Here is a 16,364-nt window from a genome sequence, read left to right on the forward strand (position 1 = left end):
CTGATGCTGAGTCGCACCAATGCACTCGGTGTTTCCTCAGCAGCCCCCTGCGTTCACGGTTCAGGGGGGCAGGAGTCGCCACGGCGGTAACGGTAGCCGACGCTGGTCACCGTCTCGATGCAGCCTGCCTCATTGCCCATCTTGCGCCGCAGTCCTACCACCACCGCATCCACCTTGTTGCTCCAGCCCATATAGTCGCTTTGCCATACCTCCTTCAGCAGCCGCTTGCGGGAGACCGCCTCGCCTTCGCGGTCGAGCAGGAAGGAGAGCACACCGAATTCCAGCGGCGTCAGGGCAATGCGGCGATCATGGCGAATCAGCTCGTGCGCCTGTCGATCCAGCCACTCGATGCCGCCACCCACCCCCAGCTCGGCGGCGGCCAGCCCAGCCAGCCAACCGTCCACCGATCGCGGTCCGAAATCGAGTACCGCAGAGGCGTGCTCGACACCGTCCAGGATGACGCTGCGGGTCGGCAGTGGTCGGAACCCCAGCGTCTCGGCGACCGCCGCATAAGGGGAGAGGTCGGCGAGCACCAGATAGACACGACGCAGAGCCGGACGCATCTCCATGTAATCCCGCTTTAGGGCCAACCAGCAGGCAGCCTGGACGTCGCCCGGGCGTTCGCCGTCATCGCGCCCCAACCAGCGGCGAATGAACAGCACACGCTGCCCGTCGGGCAAGGGCGAGGCCTTCAGCTCCTCGCACCAGGCCGCGGTGACAGGATCCTCTGCCAGGCAACCGGGTGGCGCCAGGTCGGGATCGAAACGGCAACACAAGCCCTGGCACCTGCCACCGCCATCGCGCACCACGAAGAAGGCCTCGGGCATCGCCCCCCACCATCGCCACAGGGTCCGCACTCCTTCGGGACCTTCATGGCGATGGATAATGTCCTGCAGAGAGGCTGCGTCATCCGCTTGTGCCGGCTCGACCACCAGCTCGGGGCGGTCGGAGGGAAAGAAGGCCTCGCGCACCACGGGATTCTCGATCAAGTAGAGCAGGTCGGCTGTGTAACGCCACAATTCACTGCGCCCCGACCCGGTGACCTGCCTCACCAGGGCCTTCCAGGCGCGACGGCGATATCGACCGTGACGCTGAGGATCCCGAGCAAGAAAACTCCGCTCCAGTGCCTCGCGCACCATCTCATGCAGGTCCAATCCGTCCGGCAAGGCCTCGACGAGATCGAGCGATCGCAGGCGAGCATAGGCATCGGCAGCTGAGATCTCGGGAAACATGGCCTCCAGCAACGGTTCGGTGATGCGACGCACCACGCTGGCACCCTCCACCAGGCTACGCTGAAGCGGGTCGGTGATATCCGCCAGGTAAAGCTCGGTGAGTGCGTCCATGATGTGCTGCAAGGAGGCCTCTGGCAGCCGGAAGCCGGGGCGTGCGGGCAGAGTGGCGCCGGCCAGCTGGATCGCCAGCGGATTACCGTGCAGCCGCCTGGCCAGGGCCGTTGCCTGGGCACCGGAAAACCCCAGGCTTTCCAGCAGCCGCGAGGCATCGGAGATGGCCAGGGGGGCCATCGACAGCACTCGCAGCCCCTGCCCCGCCGGCCCACTGTGCCAGCTCGTCGCCGGTCGATGCCGCCCGCTGAGCAATAGCCGAACACCCTCTGGCAACTGCGGCACCAGGGAAGAGCGCAGCCAGGCATCCAACAGACGCAAGGCCTCGACGCCATCCACGGCAATGACCAGCAGTCGACGCCGCTGCCCTATCAACAGACCCTCCAACAGACCCTCCAACAGGCCTTCCAGGTCATGCAGCGCCTCATGGCGTTCCTGCACTGCTTCACCCAGGGCCGTCAGAAAACCCTCGGGCGTTGGCTCGATACCACCTCCGTCCAGCAACAGGCAACGAACGCCGCTTCGCTCGGCGTCATGCACGAAACGCCCCACCAGGGCGCTCTTGCCGATACCTGCCACCCCGTGGACCCACATCACCCTCGGCCCCGCCTCGTCCAGCAGGGTCGCCAACTGCTCTAGCTCCGCCCCTCGGCCTGCCAGCGTACCGGCAGGGCCCGGGGTCAATCGTTCCAGGCCTGCCATCGGTCCGTCCCGCTTGCCGTGACTCTCCTTCAGCCTAATCCAAGCTCACCATGCCGTCGCCTGGATATCGATTCTCATGGAATTCTCATCGCCTTCTCGAGGGCATCGCGCGGCAAGGCGCTATACATGAAGGACACGGGGGCAAAGGACACAAGATCCCGTGATGACGTTCATCTACAGCGGAAGGCAGCACGACATCGACAAAGAGGAGATTCGATCATGACGACACAGATGACGACACAATGGCGAGTCGAGGGCACCTACTTCGAGGCCTGCACCTGCAAGGGAGCATGCCCCTGCCTGTTCGGAGGGGATCCCACGGAAGGCAGCTGCGACGCCCTGGTGGCATGGCATATCGATCGGGGGAGCATGGACGGCATCTCCCTTGACGGGCTGAATCTTGCCATGGCTCTGCATACCCCGGGAAACATGACCGCCGGCGACTGGAAGGTGGTGGTCTACATCGACGCCAGCGCCAACCAGCAACAGCATGACGCCCTGGTAAACATCTTCGGCGGCAACGCCGGGGGACACCCGGCCACCCTGGCTGGCTTCGTCGGCGAAATTCTGGGTGTCGAGTCCGTACCAATGAGCTACGACATCGAGAGCCGGCATCACCGGCTCGAGGTGGGCGAAATCGCTCAGGCCTCGCTGAACGCCATCGCAGGTCAGAACGGCGAAGAGGTCACCATCAGCGGCCATCCTGTCGCGGTAGCGCCGGGTAATACCGGTACGGTCGCACAGTCAGAGCAAGTCTCTCACCGCGGCTACGGCCTGGATTGGAGCTTCGGCGGGCGTACCGCTTTCTATTCTCCTTTCCAGTACCAGGCCGCGTGAGGAGAAAAGAGAAGGAGCGCGAGATGTCTGCCATTTCCCTGCACACACTACGCCACGACCGCGCCCTGCTCCTGGGCTGTCTGGCCTTGGCCATCGTGTTGAGTTGGTGGTACCTGGTGCGCATGGCCGGAGGCATGTCGGGCATGGATGCCCCCATGCCCTTCCAGCCCTGGGCCACCTTCACCATGTGGATGGTGATGATGGTCGGAATGATGCTGCCAGGAGCCGCACCGGGCATCCTGATGTTCGCCGCGGCACGGCCCCAGGACAGCCCGGGGGCGTCACTGCCCTACCTGTTTGCGCTCGGTTACCTGCTCGCCTGGGTGGGTTACTCGGCCCTGGCCACGACCACCCAGTGGGGCCTGCATACACTGGGACTGTTGACATCCTCCCAGGCCCTGAGTGGCCAAGCACTGAATGACAGTATACTGGCCGGCCTGTTGCTGATCGCCGCTGGCGCCTTCCAGTGGACACCACTGAAGCATGCCTGCCTGTACCGTTGCCGCAGCCCGTTGGGCATGGTCGCCGAGGGCTTCCCTGCCAACCGCGTGCGTGCCCTGCGGGCCGGCACCCTGCTCGGCCTGTACTGCGCAGGCTGCTGCTGGGCGCTGATGGCACTGATGTTCATCGGTGGGCTGATGAGCCTGGCATGGATGGCTCTGATCACCCTGGTCATTCTGCTGGAAAAGGTGGTCTCCCCCTGGCAGCACCTGGCCAATGGGCTCGGCTTGGCATTGGTCGCCTATGGAGGCTGGCTGCTGTTCATGGGGCTCAGTGTATGAGCGGGCCCCTGACGCACAACGCTTCACGCCTGACCGCCGTCGCCACTGACGGCGGTCAGGTAACTGTCTCTGAAAAGCGACAGTGGCAAGACCCGAATTATCGCGCGATAGTGATTTGTCATTAGTCTGCAAACAGGTCACTCCCCGAATGGATGCGCTACGCCGCCACACCCTGCTGATCATCGTCCTGGGCAGCCTGGTCATCTCGCTGGCCATGGGCCTGCGCCATGGTTTCGGCCTCTTCCTCGAGCCGATGAGCTCGGAGCTGGGCTGGGGTCGCGGCGTCTTCGCCTTTGCCTTGGCGATACAGAACCTGCTATGGGGGCTCTCACAGCCCTTCGCCGGCGCCCTGGCCGATCGTTTCGGTGCCTCACGGGTGGTGGTGGTCGGCGGAGCCCTCTATGCGCTGGGCCTGCTGTTCATGGGACTCTCGGAGTCGGCACTGGGCATGACCCTCTCCGCCGGGGTGTTGATCGGCCTGGGCCTCTCCGGCACTACCTTCTCGGTGATCCTAGGTGCCGTGGGCCGCGCCGTACCGCCCGAGAAACGCAGCTTGGCCATGGGCATCGTCAGCGCCGCTGGCTCCTTCGGCCAGTTCGCCATGCTGCCCGGCACCCTCGGCTTGCTGGGCTGGCTGGGCTGGTCGGCGGCGCTGCTGGCAATGGGCGCCATCGCCGCGCTGATGCTGCCCCTCGGTGCCCTGCTGCGCGATCGTCCCTCGGCCAAGGCCGCCAGCGATATCAGTCTGGGCGCCGCGCTCAACGAGGCCGCGGGTCACCGCGGCTTCTGGCTGCTCTGCCTGGGCTTCTTCGTCTGCGGCTTCCAGGTGGTGTTCATCGGCGTACACCTGCCCGGCTACCTGTTCGACAGCGGAATCGGCGTGCACGTGGGCAGCACCGTGCTGGCCCTAGTCGGCCTGTTCAACATCTTCGGCACCTACGCCGCCGGCTGGCTGGGAGGGCACTATTCCAAGCCGCGCCTGCTCACCTGGCTCTACCTGATCCGCGGTGTGGTGATCACCCTCTTCCTGGTCGCGCCGCTGAGCCCCATGAGCGCCTACCTGTTCGGCATCGCCATGGGGCTGCTGTGGCTCTCCACGGTCCCGCTGACCAACGGCATCGTCGCTTCGGTGTTCGGCGTGCAGCACCTCTCCATGCTGGGTGGCATCGTCTTCCTTTTCCACCAGCTCGGCTCCTTCATGGGCGTCTGGCTGGGCGGCTACCTCTATGACCTCCAGGGGGACTACGATGTGGTGTGGAATATCGCCATCCTGCTCTCGTTGATGGCCGCCGCCCTGCACTGGTTCATCACCGAGCGGCCGGTCAACCGCCCCGCCCCCACGGAGGTCGAGGCATGACGCGTTCGCGCCTGCTGTCAATCGCCGCCGCACTCCTCACCGCCATCGCCCTGACGGCGGTGTGGTGGGGATGGCATCACCTCGACGCCGCACAGCTGCTGCTCGGCAGCCGGCTATGTTGAGCGGCATCTCGTCATGCGACATCGGAGGCGGAGACGCCTACACTGCGCCGCAGCATTCACGCTTATTCAGGAGCAAACATGGCGACTGACGAAAAGAAACGGATCGATCTTGCACTGCAGGGCGGCGGCTCCCACGGAGCCTTGACCTGGGGGGTACTGGATCGCCTGCTGGAAGACGAGCGGCTGGAGATCGATGGCATCAGCGGCACCAGCGCGGGGGCCATGAATGCCGTGGTGCTGGCCGACGGGCTGCATGAGGGAGGCCGGGATGGCGCCCGTGACGCCTTGCACACCTTCTGGAAATCGGTCAGCGATGCGGCTCGCTTCTCTCCGATCCAGCCCACTCCCTGGGACCGGCTGATGGGAAACGACAGCCTGGAACATTCGCCGAGCTATCTGTTCTTCGAAAACCTTACCCAGCTGATCGCGCCCGCCAAGCTCAACCCCCTGGGCATCAATCCCTTGCGCGATCTGGTCCTCGAGTTGGTCGATTTCGAGCGGGTCAACGCCTGTCGCAAGGTCAAGGTGTACGTCACTGCCACCAATGTCCGCACCGGCCGCGCGACGATATTTCGCCAACCCGAGCTGACCGTCGATACCGTGATGGCATCGGCGTGTCTGCCCTTCATGTTTCCCGCCGTGGAAATCGATGGCGAGGCGTATTGGGATGGCGGTTACAGCGGCAATCCGGCGCTCTACCCGCTGGTCGATGACCAGGACTGTCGTGACCTGGTGGTGGTCCAGATCAATCCGCTGGTGCGCCAGAAACTGCCGGACAGCGCTCGGGAAATCCTCGACCGGATCAATGAAATCACCTTCAATTCCAGCCTGATCAAGGAGCTACGCAGCATTCAGCTGTTGCACCGCTTGATCGAGGCCGAAGGCCTGGAACTGGAGAGTTACCGTGCCATGCGCCTGCATCTGATTCATGCCGAGCACGATGTCGAAACGCTCAGCGCTTCCAGCAAGATGAATGCCGACTGGGACTTTCTCTCCCGCCTGCATGCCCAGGGACGTGCCTGGGCCGACCAGTGGCTGGAGGCGAACTTTGACGCCCTGGGCGAACACTCGACCTTCGACCTGGATGCGGTCTTCACCGATACCTTTCGCTCAACCTCGAGATCGGATCAACCCCCCAAAGGACATGACGAAGGGAACGATTGATGGGCGGTATCTGAGCAATCGCCATCGCGCTGCTGCCGCCGGCCTTCACCAACCCATGCGGGGCAGGTAATCTCGGGATACCCATCGGCGAGTGTCGACGACATCACCCTCGGTTGACGCCAATCAAGGCAGTCCACTCTAGCTGGGTGTGAAGTGTCGCAAACATTCTGCACTCGATGCTGGACAGGGAGACGAGTCCCATGCCGCTTGCGCTGATCATCCTTCTACCGCTGACGGGCGCCTGCCTGCCCGCCCTCATGCAGGGTCGATCATCGCGCCTGCTGGCCTCGGTCTCGGCGATTCCTGCCCTGTTGAGCCTGCTGCTGTTGCTGAGCTGGTTGCCGCACGTCATGCACGGCGGCGAAGCCATCGTGCAGCAGCTGACCTGGCTGCCGTCGCTGGGCCTCAACGTGGCCTTCCGTCTCGATGGCCTGGGACTTCTGTTCGCCCTGCTGATCACCGGCATCGGCTGTCTGATCCTGCTGTATGCGCGGTACTACTTCGAGGGTAACGACGCCTCCTCGCGCTTCTTCACCCTGATCCTGCTGTTCATGTCGGTCATGCTGGGCATCGTGCTCTCCGAGAACCTGCTCTTCCTGCTGGTTTTCTGGGAGTTGACCAGCCTGATCTCCTTTTTGCTCATCGGCTTCAATACCGACCGCCAGGCAGCCAGGCTGGGCGCGCGAATGTCACTGGTGATCACCGGCGGTGGGGGGCTGGCACTGCTCGGTGGCCTGGTGCTGCTGGGCCAGGCCGCCGGCGGCTATGAGCTCTCCACGGTGCTGGCGGCGGGCGATCGCATCCGTAGCCACGAGCACTATGGGTTAATGCTCAACCTGATCCTGGCGGGCGCCTTCACCAAGTCGGCACAGTTCCCCTTCCACCTCTGGCTGCCCCACGCCATGACGGCGCCGACCCCGGTCTCCGCCTACCTGCACAGCGCGACAATGGTCAAGGCGGGGCTGTTCCTGCTCGCCCGGCTGCACCCGGCACTGGGCGATACCCCGGAGTGGTTCCACCTGGTCACACTGACCGGCATGCTGACGCTGATGGTGGGTGCCTTCGTGGCCATGTTCATGCATGACATGAAGGGGCTGCTGGCCTATTCCACGGTCTCGCACCTGGGGCTGATCATGCTACTGCTGGGATTGGGCACCCCCATGGCGCTGGCGGCAGCACTCTTCCACCTGGTATGCCATGCACTGTTCAAGGCACCGCTGTTCATGATGGCGGGCTACGTGGATCGCGCCACCGGCACCCGCGACATGCGCCAGATCAACGGCATGTGGCGCTTCATGCCGGCAATGATGGTGCTGACCGGCATCTCCGCGGCCGCCATGGCGGGCCTACCGCTGATGAGCGGCTATCTAAGCAAGAAGATGCTGTTCACCGAGAGCCTGGTGGTCACGGCACCCGACTGGGCGATCGTAGTGATTCCCGTCTGGGTGACCCTCGCCGCGCTGTTCTCGGTGGCCTATTCGATCCGGATCTTCCACAACGTCTTCTTCAACGGCAGGCCCGTCGACCTGCCCGTGTGGCCCCCAAAAGGGCCCCGCCCGGCAGCCCTGTCGCCCATCGCGCTGCTGGCCCTGGCCACGCTGCTGGTGGGGCTGGTGCCGGAGCACGTCTATTCCGCCCTGATCCAGCCAGCCTTCACCGCCGCCCGCCAGGTGCTTGTCGATCCCTACGACTTCTCGACGCTGGGCGGCAGCGTGCCCATGGTCATGAGCCTCGTCGCCCTGGCGGGTGGCGCGCTCTTCTACCACATGCGCGACCCGCTGTTTCGCCTGCACGCTAGCCTGCCGGAGGTGGACGCCAAGGAGATCTTCGACTGGATCATGCGAAGCGCCACCGCCCTGTCCCAGCGCCGAGTCTTCCAGCTCGAGAACGGCTCGCTGCAGCGCTACCTGGTATTCATCCTGCTCACCGTGCTGTTGCTGGTCGGTCTGGAGCTGCTGGCCGTCGACCGCTGGAACGGGGGCGTGACGCTGGCCCCGCTCGATCCGTTGACCGTACTGGCCGCCATCCTGCTCTGCCTGGCGGCGATCGGCGTGGTGGTCTATCACCATTTCCGTCTGCCGGCCCTGCTGCTGCTCGGCGTAACCGGGCTGTTCGTCACCGTCACCTTTGCACGCTTCTCGGCGCCAGATCTCGCCCTGACCCAGCTGATGGTGGAGGTAATGGCGGTGGTGATCATGATGCTGGCGCTCTCCTTCCTGCCTCAGACGTCACCCAGGGGGTCGACATCCTTCAGGATGGGGCGCGACCTCGCCATCGCGGTGCTGATGGGCATCGGGGTAACGGCCTTCAGTTTCGCCATCCTCACTCGCCCGCAGAAAACGATCTCCGACTTCTTCCTTGCCAACAGCGTGCCCGGCGGCGGCGGCACCAACGTGGTCAACGTCATCCTGGTGGACTTCCGTGGCTTCGATACCCTGGGCGAGATCACCGTGCTGGGCATCGCCGCCCTGGCGGTATTCGCCTTCACTCGCGACCTGCACCTCAAGGAGCGCGTGGTGGATACCCATCCCGGCCATTGGGTCGCCGAGCCTCATCCGATCATGCTAAGCACCGTGGCCCGTCTGGTGCTGCCGATCGCCCTGCTGGTCTCGGCCTATATCTTCCTGCGCGGCCACAACCTGCCCGGCGGCGGCTTCATCGCCGGGCTGATCACAGCAGTTGCGCTGACCCTGCAGTACATGGCGGGCGGGCTGGTCTGGGCACAGGAACGCATGCTGTCGCCGTTCCGGCCATTGATCGGTGCCGGCATCCTGATCGCCGTGTTCACCGGTCTCGGCAGCTGGCTGTTTGGCTACCCCTTCCTCACCTCGGCCCACGGCCACGTAAGCCTGCCGCTGATTGGCGAATTCGAGCTAGCCACCGCCATGCTCTTCGACCTCGGGGTCTATGCCACCGTCGTCGGGTCGACCCTGCTGATACTCGCCAACCTCGGAAAGCTGATGACCGTGGCCGGCCCCGGCAAGGAGATCGGCTGATGGAACTGCTCTACGCGATTACCCTCGGCGTGCTGACCACCTGCGGGGTCTACCTGCTGCTGCGGGCACGCACCTTCACGGTCATCCTGGGGCTGACGCTGCTCTCCCATGCGGTGAACCTCTATTTGTTCGCCTCGGGGCGCCTGGTCGCCGGGGCACCGGCCATCGTCGGCCTGACGCCAGAGTCGGCCGACCCGCTGCCCCAGGCCCTGGTGCTCACCGCCATCGTCATCGGCTTCGCAATGACCGCCTTCGTGGTGGTGCTGGCCCTCAAGGCTGCGGTGGAGCTACGCAACGACCACGTGGACGGTGAGAATCCCGACGAGGACCGCGCATGAACCACGCCCTGATCCTGCCGATACTGCTGCCGCTGATCACCGGCGCCGGGCAGCTGCTGTTCTACCAGGCCCCCTTCGCCCTGCAGCGTCTGCTGGGCTTCGCGAGCACCTTCTGGCTGGTGCTGCTGGGGATCTGGTGCCTGCAGATCGCCGGCACCGGCGAACATGTTCTCTACCACGCCGGCGACTGGCCGGCACCGTTCGGCATCGTGCTGGTCCTCGACCGACTCTCCGCCATCATGCTGGCGCTGACCGCCGTGCTGGCCCTGCCGGCACTGCTCTATGCCTGTCGCGGCGACGATGCCCGGGGACCGAATTTCCATGCCCTCTTCCAGTTCCAGCTGGCCGGCCTCAACGGCGCTTTCCTGACCGGCGACCTGTTCAACCTCTTCGTGTTCTTCGAGATCCTGCTGATCGCCTCCTACGCCCTGCTGCTGCATGGCGGAGGCCGCGCCCGTAGCCGTGCCGGGCTGCACTACGTGATCATCAACCTGGTGGGCTCGGCGCTGTTCCTGATCGCCCTGGGTACGCTCTATGGCCTCACCGGCACCCTCAACATGGCCGACCTGGCCCTGCGCGTCGCCGAAGCTCCGCCAGGCGATGCACCGCTGCTCGCCGCCGCCAGCCTGGTGCTATTGGTGGTGTTCGGCATCAAAGCCGCCATCCTGCCGCTGCTGTTCTGGCTGCCGCGCGCCTATTCGGCCGCCAGCGCCCCGGTCGCCGCGCTCTTCGCCATCATGACGAAGGTCGGCATCTACGCCATCCTGCGCGTCTTCCTGCTGGTCTTCGCACTGGGCGAGACGCCGGTCAGCGAGACCGCCTGGGGCTGGCTATGGCCACTGGCGCTGCTGACCCTGGCGCTGGGCGGCGTCGGGGTACTGGGCTCGAACAGCCTGCGCACCCTGACCGCCTACCTGGTGATCCTCTCGGTGGGCACTCTGCTGGCCACCATCAGTTTCGCCACCGAGGCAAGCCTCGGCGCCGCCCTCTTCTACCTGATCCACAGCACCGGCATGACCGCGGTCTTCTTCCTGCTGGCCGACCTGCTGGGCCAGCAGCGCGAGGAGGGCTACGACCGCTTCTCGGCGACCGGCCCCATCGGGCATCGCTGGCTGCTGGGCACCCTGTTCTTCATCGCCGCCATCGCCATGGTGGGCCTGCCCCCCTTCAGCGGCTTCGTCAGCAAGGCGTGGATCCTGCAGGCGAGCGCGCAGGAGCCCCAGGGATTCTGGCTATGGGGCGTGCTGCTGGCCGCCGCGCTGCTGACCCTGATTGCCGTCAGCCGCACCGGCAGCAGCTGGTTCTGGCGACCCGGTGAGATGGCCAAGCCCTATCCACTCGAACGGGGCCCGCTGACGCTGGTGTCCATCATGGTCGGCCTCAACGGGATTCTGGCAGTATTCGGTGACCCGGTGATGGGCTACCTCGAACTGACCGCAGAGCAGCTGCTCGACCCGCAAGCCTACATCGCCGCCGTGCTGCCAGAGGCCAATGCTGCCAGCCAGGAGGTCTCACCATGACGTCGTCATTCCGCTCCCGGCAGTACTGGCTGCCGCGCCCTCTGTTCTCGCTGTTCCTGGCACTGCTCTGGCTGGCGATGGTCAATGATTTCAGCGTGGCGCATGCCTTGATGGGGCTGGCCCTGGGCGTGGCCATTCCCTTCATGACCCACGCCTTCTGGCCCGAGGAAGCGAAGATCAAGCGCCCCCTGCCACTGCTGCGCTACCTGCTGGTGCTGCTGGCGGATATCTTGCGCTCCAACCTGGTGGTGGCGATGCGCATCCTGCGCCCGGCCCGGCACCTGAGACCAGGCTTCTTCGTCTATCCGCTAACGCTGGACGACGAGTTCGCCATCACCATCCTGGCCAGCACCATCTCGCTGACGCCCGGTACCGTGTCCCTCCACTACGATGCAGAGGCCAACACTTTACTGGTTCACGCCCTGCACCTGGAGGACGAAGAGGAGGCCATCGCCACCATTCGTGAGCGTTACGAGCAGCCTCTCGAGGAGATCTTCCGATGATTGCCGTCGTGATACCGATCGCCATGGCGCTCTTCACCATCGCCGCCCTGCTCAATCTCTACCGCCTAGCCATCGGCCCGGATATTGTCGACCGGATCCTCGCGCTGGACACCCTGATGATCAACAGCATCGCGCTGATCGTGCTGGCAGACATCTGGATGGGCCTGGGCATACTGTTCGAGCTGGCCCTGCTGATCGCCCTGATGGGCTTCGTCAGCACCGTGGCCATGAGCAAATACCTGCTTCGGGGGGACGTCATCGAATGACCAGCATCGACATGCCGTGGTATCTGCAGCTCATTGTCGTCGCCTTCCTGCTGTTCGGCGCCCTGGTCGCGCTGATCGGCTCCTGGGGGCTGGCCAAGCTGCCCGACTTCTACACACGTCTTCATGGCCCTACCAAGGCCAGCACCCTGGGCGTCGGCTGCACCCTGATCGGCTCGCTGCTCTACTTCAGCCTCCAGCAGAACGGCGTCTCGGTTCAGGAAGCCCTGGTGACGATCTTCCTGTTCGCCACCGCCCCGGTCAGCGCCCATATGATGGGAAAGGCCGCCCTGCGCCGGCGTCTGAAGGGTGTGCCGGGAACCCGCAACATGCCCGAACGGTAGCGCAGGAGGAAGCAGAAGGTGTTGAAGGCCGTCGACGACGGAAGGCAGGATCATCCTAAGCGACGCCGACACGACAGAACCCAAGGAGACCCTGACATGGTCACCCCCGCCTACAAGGCCCCGTTTCCCGTCGAAAAGGCCCGTCGCTATCTGGAGCCCGGCCCCATCGTGCTGGTCTCCTCCGCCTGGCAGGGCGAATGCAATGTGATGACGCTGGGCTGGCACACCGTCATGGCCTTCTCGCCCTCGCTGGTCGGCTGCCTGATCTCGTCGGGCAACCACAGCTTCGAGCTGGTACGCCAGAGCAGGGAGTGCGTCATCAACCTGCCCACTACCGCACTGACCGACACCGTCATCGGCATCGGCAATAGCAGTGGCGCCGAGATCGACAAGTTCGCGCGCTTCGGCCTCACTACCGAACCGGCCGATCGAGTCGGCGCGCCTCGGATTCGCGAATGTCACGCCCACTTCGAGTGTCGGCTGGTCGACGACAGCCTGGTCGACCGCTACGACTTCTTCATCTGGGAGATCATCGCGGCACACGTCGCCGAAACGCCGGCCTATCCCGAGACCCTGCACTACACCGGCGATGGCATCTTCATGGTCACCGGCGAGGTAATCGACCGGCGCCAGCAGTTCCTCCCCCAAATGCTGTGAGCCACCTAGGGAGCCGTCTGACATCATCACCCAGGTCCCCGTGACCTGGTGTTGGGTGACTCTTAGGCGTTGTGGACCACCCGCCCCAGTTCGCTGATGTCATAGCCGCCCAGCGCCTCGGCGCGCTCGGCGAAGCGCACCTCCCGGGCGAAGGCCAGCAGCCGTTGAATCGGCGGCTCGAAGTAGCTTCGTCGCCTCAGGGCCAGGTCGAAGGCCTCCTCATGCAACGGCACGAAGGCCAGTCCCTGGCGGCGAGCCGCCGCCTCGACGCCCAGCCCCGCATCCGCCTCGCCCTGGCGGATCGCCAGCGCCAGGTCGTCCTCGTTGAGCGACGGATGCTCGGTAAAGTGCAGCCGGCCGGTATCGATCCCCGCCCGCGCCAGCAGCCATTCCAGCAGCCGATGGGCACCGGCGTCGGGCTGGCGATGGCCGAGACGCACCGAATCCTGCGCCAGGTCCTCCAGCGAAGCGATGCCCAGCGGGTTGTCCGGCGCCAGCAGCAGCCCCTGGCGACGCCTCACCCAGCGCATCATCACCAGGTCGCGCATGCCGGAAAGCCCCAGTGTCTCCGGCCGGTTGTAGCCGCCGCTGTGCTCGTCCAGCAGGTGCAAACCGGCCACCATCGCCTCGCCGGCCAGCAGGCGCCGCACCCCGTCGCCGCTGCCGTGGCACAGCAGCGCCAGTCCCGCTCCGCTCTCGCGTACCGCCCACTCCAGCAGCGGGTCCTGGCTGCCTGCCAGCACGGCGGGCACGGGTCGGCTGCTGGCCCGGTCTCCCTCGAGGTGGTTCATCAGCCAGAGATCGATGCTCTGTCGCGGAAACAACAGCTTGCCGGTGACGCGCACGCAGGGCAGCGCCCCCTGGCGCACCAGGTCATAGACCTTGCGCTCCTTGAGGCGCAGGTAGTCGGCCACCTCGGCGGTGGTCAGGTAGGCGCGAGACGCACTTCCCGGGTCGGTTTGCCTCATGCAAGCCCCCTGATGACGAAATAACTGTCGTTATCCTGCATGGTACTGCATGAATTACTGCGTTGGATGCGTGACCGAGAATTAACGCACAAGATGCAAGAAGACCGCAGGAGCGCACGATGCCCGACGAGCCCAACGCCTTCCAGACCGCCCTGGCCCTGATCCTGGGCCGCGATCCCGACCTGATCGGAATCGTGGCGCTGTCTTTGCAGGTTTCGCTCTCCGCCGTGCTGATCGCCGCGCTGATCGCCCTGCCGCTCGGCGCTGCCTTGTCGCTGTGGCGGTTTCCCGGCCGCGGGGCGCTGATCGTGATGCTCAATGCGCTGATGGGGCTGCCTCCGGTGGTGGCCGGGCTGGCAGTCTACCTGCTGCTTTCACGGGCCGGGCCGCTGGGCGAATTCGGTCTGCTGTTCACCCCGAGTGCCATGGTGATCGCCCAGGTGATCCTGGTGCTGCCGATCATCGCCGCCCTGACCCGCCAGCAGGTCGAGGAACTCCATGGCGAGTACCGCGAACAGCTCGCCTCCATGGGTGTGTCGCGGGCGCGACGCATCCCGACCCTGCTGTGGGATGCCCGCTTCGGCCTGACGACCGTGATGCTGGCCGGCTTCGGCCGAGCCAGCGCCGAGGTCGGGGCGGTGATGATCGTCGGTGGCAACATCGACGGCGTCACCCGGGTGATGACCACCGCCATCGTGCTGGAGACCAGCAAGGGCAACCTGCCCCTGGCGCTGGGTCTCGGCATGGTGTTGCTCGTGCTGGTCGCCCTGGTCAATGCCGCCGCTCACCTGGTCGGCGAGACGGCACAGAGGCGGCTGGGATGAACGACCTCAGGCGGCTACCCGAGACAACCCTTCCTTCGCTCGCCCTCGAGGGCGTCGGCTTTGCCCATCGCGGCCAGACCCTGCTGCACCCCCTCGACCTGCGCCTCACAGGCTACCAGCGCACCCTGGTAATGGGCCCAAACGGCGCCGGCAAGAGCCTGCTGCTGCGCCTGGGCCACGGCTTACTGGCGCCTTCCTGCGGCCAAATAACATGGGAGGGACGCCCGCCGAGGCAGGCGATGGTCTTCCAGCGCCCGGTACTGCTCAAGCGCTCGGCACTCGCCAATCTCACCTATGCCCTGGCGATCAGCGGCACGCCCCGCCGTCAGCGCAAGGTGCTGGCCCGCGAGGCGCTGGAACGTTTCGGTCTGGCCGCCCTGGAGAAGCGCCCGGCGCGGGTGCTCTCGGGTGGTGAGCAGCAACGCCTGGCCCTGGCCCGGGCCTGGCTGGTTGAACCCGAGGTGCTGTTCCTCGACGAGCCCACGGCCGCCCTCGACCCGGCCGGCATCCAGGCGGTGGAGTCCGCCGTGCACGACTTCCATCGGCGCGGTACGCGCATTTTGATGACCACCCACGACCTCCAGCAAGCACGCCGCCTCGCCGACGAAATCGTGCTGCTCTTCGGCGGCCGGCTGGTCGAGCACACCCCGGCCGAGCGCTTCTTCGCCGACCCTCAGACCCCGGAAGGCAGGGCCTTTATCCGCGGCGAGCTGGTCTGGTAACCCGACACGCCTGCCACGCAGCCCTCTCGAGAACCCATAAGCTCAAGAGCCCGAAAGCAAGAAGGAAACGCACCATGAAGAAGGCAGGACGCAGCCTCGCCGCCATCGGCTTGACGTGGTTCTCGTTGAGCGCCTCGGCCCAGGACGAGCTCGGCTTCATCATCCTGGCCTCCACTACCTCCACCGAAAACTCGGGCCTGTTAGACGCCATCATCCCGCCGTTCACCGACAGGAGCGGAATCGCGGTACGCGTGGTCGCCGTGGGCACCGGCCAGGCCTTCGAGATCGCTCGCCGCGGCGATGCCGACAGCCTGCTGGTGCACGACACCCGAGGTGAGGAGCGCTTCGTCGAGGAGGGCTATGGCATCGAGCGCGCCGACGTGATGTTCAACGACTTCGTGATCATCGGTCCCGGCGACGACCCGGCCGGCATCGCCGACGCGGAATCGGTAGCAGCGGCGTTTTCCGCTATCGCCGAGGCCGAGGCGGCTTTCGCCTCGCGCGGTGACGAAAGCGGCACCCACCGCGCCGAGCTGCGCCTGTGGGAGACCGCCGGTGTCGAGCCGAATGGCGCATGGTACCGCGAGCTGGGCAGCGGCATGGGCCCGACGCTGAACACCGCCGCTGCCATGGACGCCTATGTGATAGCCGACCGCGCCACCTGGGTCGCTTTCGACAACCCCCAGAACCTCGAGCTGCTGTACGAGGGCGACGAGGCGCTGTTCAACCAGTACGGCAGCGTGCTGATCGACCCCGAGCGTCATCCACATCTCAAGCACGACCTGGCCGCGCAGTGGCACCATTGGCTGCTCTCCGAGGAGGGCCAGGCCGCCATCGCCGACTTCGAGGTCAACGGCCAGCAGCTGTTCTTCCCCAACGCCACCGAATAACTCTTCAGGGTAACTCTTTAGGGTCAGACCCT

17 protein-coding genes are annotated in these 16,364 nt (G+C 65.4%); 15 read left to right on the forward strand and 2 right to left on the reverse strand.

Annotated elements, in window-relative coordinates:
• Positions 1–53 precede the first annotated feature (53 nt).
• Positions 54–2,045 (reverse strand): winged helix-turn-helix domain-containing protein, encoded by a 1,992-nt coding sequence (locus U5L98_RS11190; RefSeq protein ID WP_322558374.1) that lies wholly within the window; start codon positions 2,043–2,045, stop codon positions 54–56.
• A gap of 219 nt (positions 2,046–2,264) precedes the next feature.
• Here U5L98_RS11190 and U5L98_RS11195 point away from each other — a divergent pair, with 219 nt between their 5' ends.
• The 12 genes from U5L98_RS11195 to U5L98_RS11250 all read left to right on the forward strand — a co-directional run bounded on the left by U5L98_RS11195 (position 2,265) and on the right by U5L98_RS11250 (position 12,928).
• Positions 2,265–2,882 carry a DUF1326 domain-containing protein gene (locus tag U5L98_RS11195; protein WP_322558375.1) on the forward strand — a complete coding sequence of 206 codons (618 nt, stop codon included), beginning with the start codon at positions 2,265–2,267 and terminating at the stop codon, positions 2,880–2,882.
• A 23-nt stretch (positions 2,883–2,905) separates the two neighbouring features.
• Positions 2,906–3,664, forward strand: coding sequence for a DUF2182 domain-containing protein (locus tag U5L98_RS11200; RefSeq protein ID WP_322558376.1), 759 nt, complete (start codon positions 2,906–2,908; stop codon positions 3,662–3,664).
• Positions 3,665–3,812: 148 nt separating this feature from the next.
• Positions 3,813–5,021, forward strand: a complete 1,209-nt coding sequence (locus tag U5L98_RS11205; RefSeq protein WP_322558377.1) for an MFS transporter — start codon at positions 3,813–3,815, stop codon at positions 5,019–5,021.
• A complete protein-coding gene (locus U5L98_RS11210; protein ID WP_322558378.1) occupies positions 5,018–5,143 on the forward strand; it encodes a hypothetical protein in 126 nt (41 codons plus the stop codon). The genes U5L98_RS11205 and U5L98_RS11210 overlap by 4 nt, the downstream gene beginning before the upstream one ends.
• A gap of 78 nt (positions 5,144–5,221) precedes the next feature.
• Positions 5,222–6,307 carry a patatin-like phospholipase family protein gene (locus U5L98_RS11215; RefSeq protein WP_322558379.1) on the forward strand — a complete coding sequence of 362 codons (1,086 nt, stop codon included), beginning with the start codon at positions 5,222–5,224 and terminating at the stop codon, positions 6,305–6,307.
• Between the two features lie 200 nt (positions 6,308–6,507).
• A complete protein-coding gene (locus tag U5L98_RS11220) occupies positions 6,508–9,303 on the forward strand; it encodes a monovalent cation/H+ antiporter subunit A (protein ID WP_322558380.1) in 2,796 nt (931 codons plus the stop codon).
• On the forward strand, positions 9,303–9,641 hold the full coding sequence (locus U5L98_RS11225; protein WP_322558381.1) for a Na+/H+ antiporter subunit C: 339 nt from the start codon (positions 9,303–9,305) through the stop codon (positions 9,639–9,641). Before U5L98_RS11220 ends, U5L98_RS11225 begins: the two co-directional genes overlap by 1 nt.
• Positions 9,638–11,161 carry a monovalent cation/H+ antiporter subunit D gene (locus U5L98_RS11230; RefSeq protein ID WP_322558382.1) on the forward strand — a complete coding sequence of 508 codons (1,524 nt, stop codon included), beginning with the start codon at positions 9,638–9,640 and terminating at the stop codon, positions 11,159–11,161. The genes U5L98_RS11225 and U5L98_RS11230 overlap by 4 nt, the downstream gene beginning before the upstream one ends.
• Positions 11,158–11,664 carry a Na+/H+ antiporter subunit E gene (locus U5L98_RS11235; RefSeq protein ID WP_322558383.1) on the forward strand — a complete coding sequence of 169 codons (507 nt, stop codon included), beginning with the start codon at positions 11,158–11,160 and terminating at the stop codon, positions 11,662–11,664. Before U5L98_RS11230 ends, U5L98_RS11235 begins: the two co-directional genes overlap by 4 nt.
• Complete coding sequence (locus U5L98_RS11240; RefSeq protein WP_322558384.1) at positions 11,661–11,930, forward strand: K+/H+ antiporter subunit F; 270 nt, start codon at positions 11,661–11,663, stop codon at positions 11,928–11,930. Before U5L98_RS11235 ends, U5L98_RS11240 begins: the two co-directional genes overlap by 4 nt.
• The gene (locus tag U5L98_RS11245; protein WP_322558385.1) at positions 11,927–12,271 is read left to right on the forward strand and encodes a Na+/H+ antiporter subunit G; all 345 of its coding nucleotides are present in this window, start codon (positions 11,927–11,929) and stop codon (positions 12,269–12,271) included. The genes U5L98_RS11240 and U5L98_RS11245 overlap by 4 nt, the downstream gene beginning before the upstream one ends.
• Before the next feature lie 96 nt (positions 12,272–12,367).
• On the forward strand, positions 12,368–12,928 hold the full coding sequence (locus tag U5L98_RS11250; protein WP_322558386.1) for a flavin reductase family protein: 561 nt from the start codon (positions 12,368–12,370) through the stop codon (positions 12,926–12,928).
• Between the two features lie 62 nt (positions 12,929–12,990).
• Here the strand turns inward: U5L98_RS11250 and U5L98_RS11255 are convergent, their stop codons facing one another.
• Entirely contained in the window at positions 12,991–13,896 is a 906-nt protein-coding gene (locus tag U5L98_RS11255; protein ID WP_322558387.1) for a helix-turn-helix transcriptional regulator, read from the reverse strand.
• A gap of 119 nt (positions 13,897–14,015) precedes the next feature.
• Between U5L98_RS11255 and U5L98_RS11260 the strand changes: the two genes are divergently transcribed.
• The 3 genes from U5L98_RS11260 to U5L98_RS11270 all read left to right on the forward strand — a co-directional run bounded on the left by U5L98_RS11260 (position 14,016) and on the right by U5L98_RS11270 (position 16,332).
• Positions 14,016–14,720 (forward strand): ABC transporter permease, encoded by a 705-nt coding sequence (locus U5L98_RS11260; protein ID WP_322558388.1) that lies wholly within the window; start codon positions 14,016–14,018, stop codon positions 14,718–14,720.
• On the forward strand, positions 14,717–15,442 hold the full coding sequence (locus tag U5L98_RS11265; protein ID WP_322558389.1) for an ATP-binding cassette domain-containing protein: 726 nt from the start codon (positions 14,717–14,719) through the stop codon (positions 15,440–15,442). Before U5L98_RS11260 ends, U5L98_RS11265 begins: the two co-directional genes overlap by 4 nt.
• Positions 15,443–15,516: 74 nt before the next feature.
• Positions 15,517–16,332: a substrate-binding domain-containing protein gene (locus U5L98_RS11270; RefSeq protein ID WP_322558390.1), complete on the forward strand. Its 816-nt coding sequence runs from the start codon at positions 15,517–15,519 to the stop codon at positions 16,330–16,332.
• Positions 16,333–16,364 lie beyond the last annotated feature (32 nt).

The sequence above is a fragment of the Halomonas sp. genome (genome assembly GCF_034520545.1).
Classification (GTDB): domain Bacteria; phylum Pseudomonadota; class Gammaproteobacteria; order Pseudomonadales; family Halomonadaceae; genus Halomonas.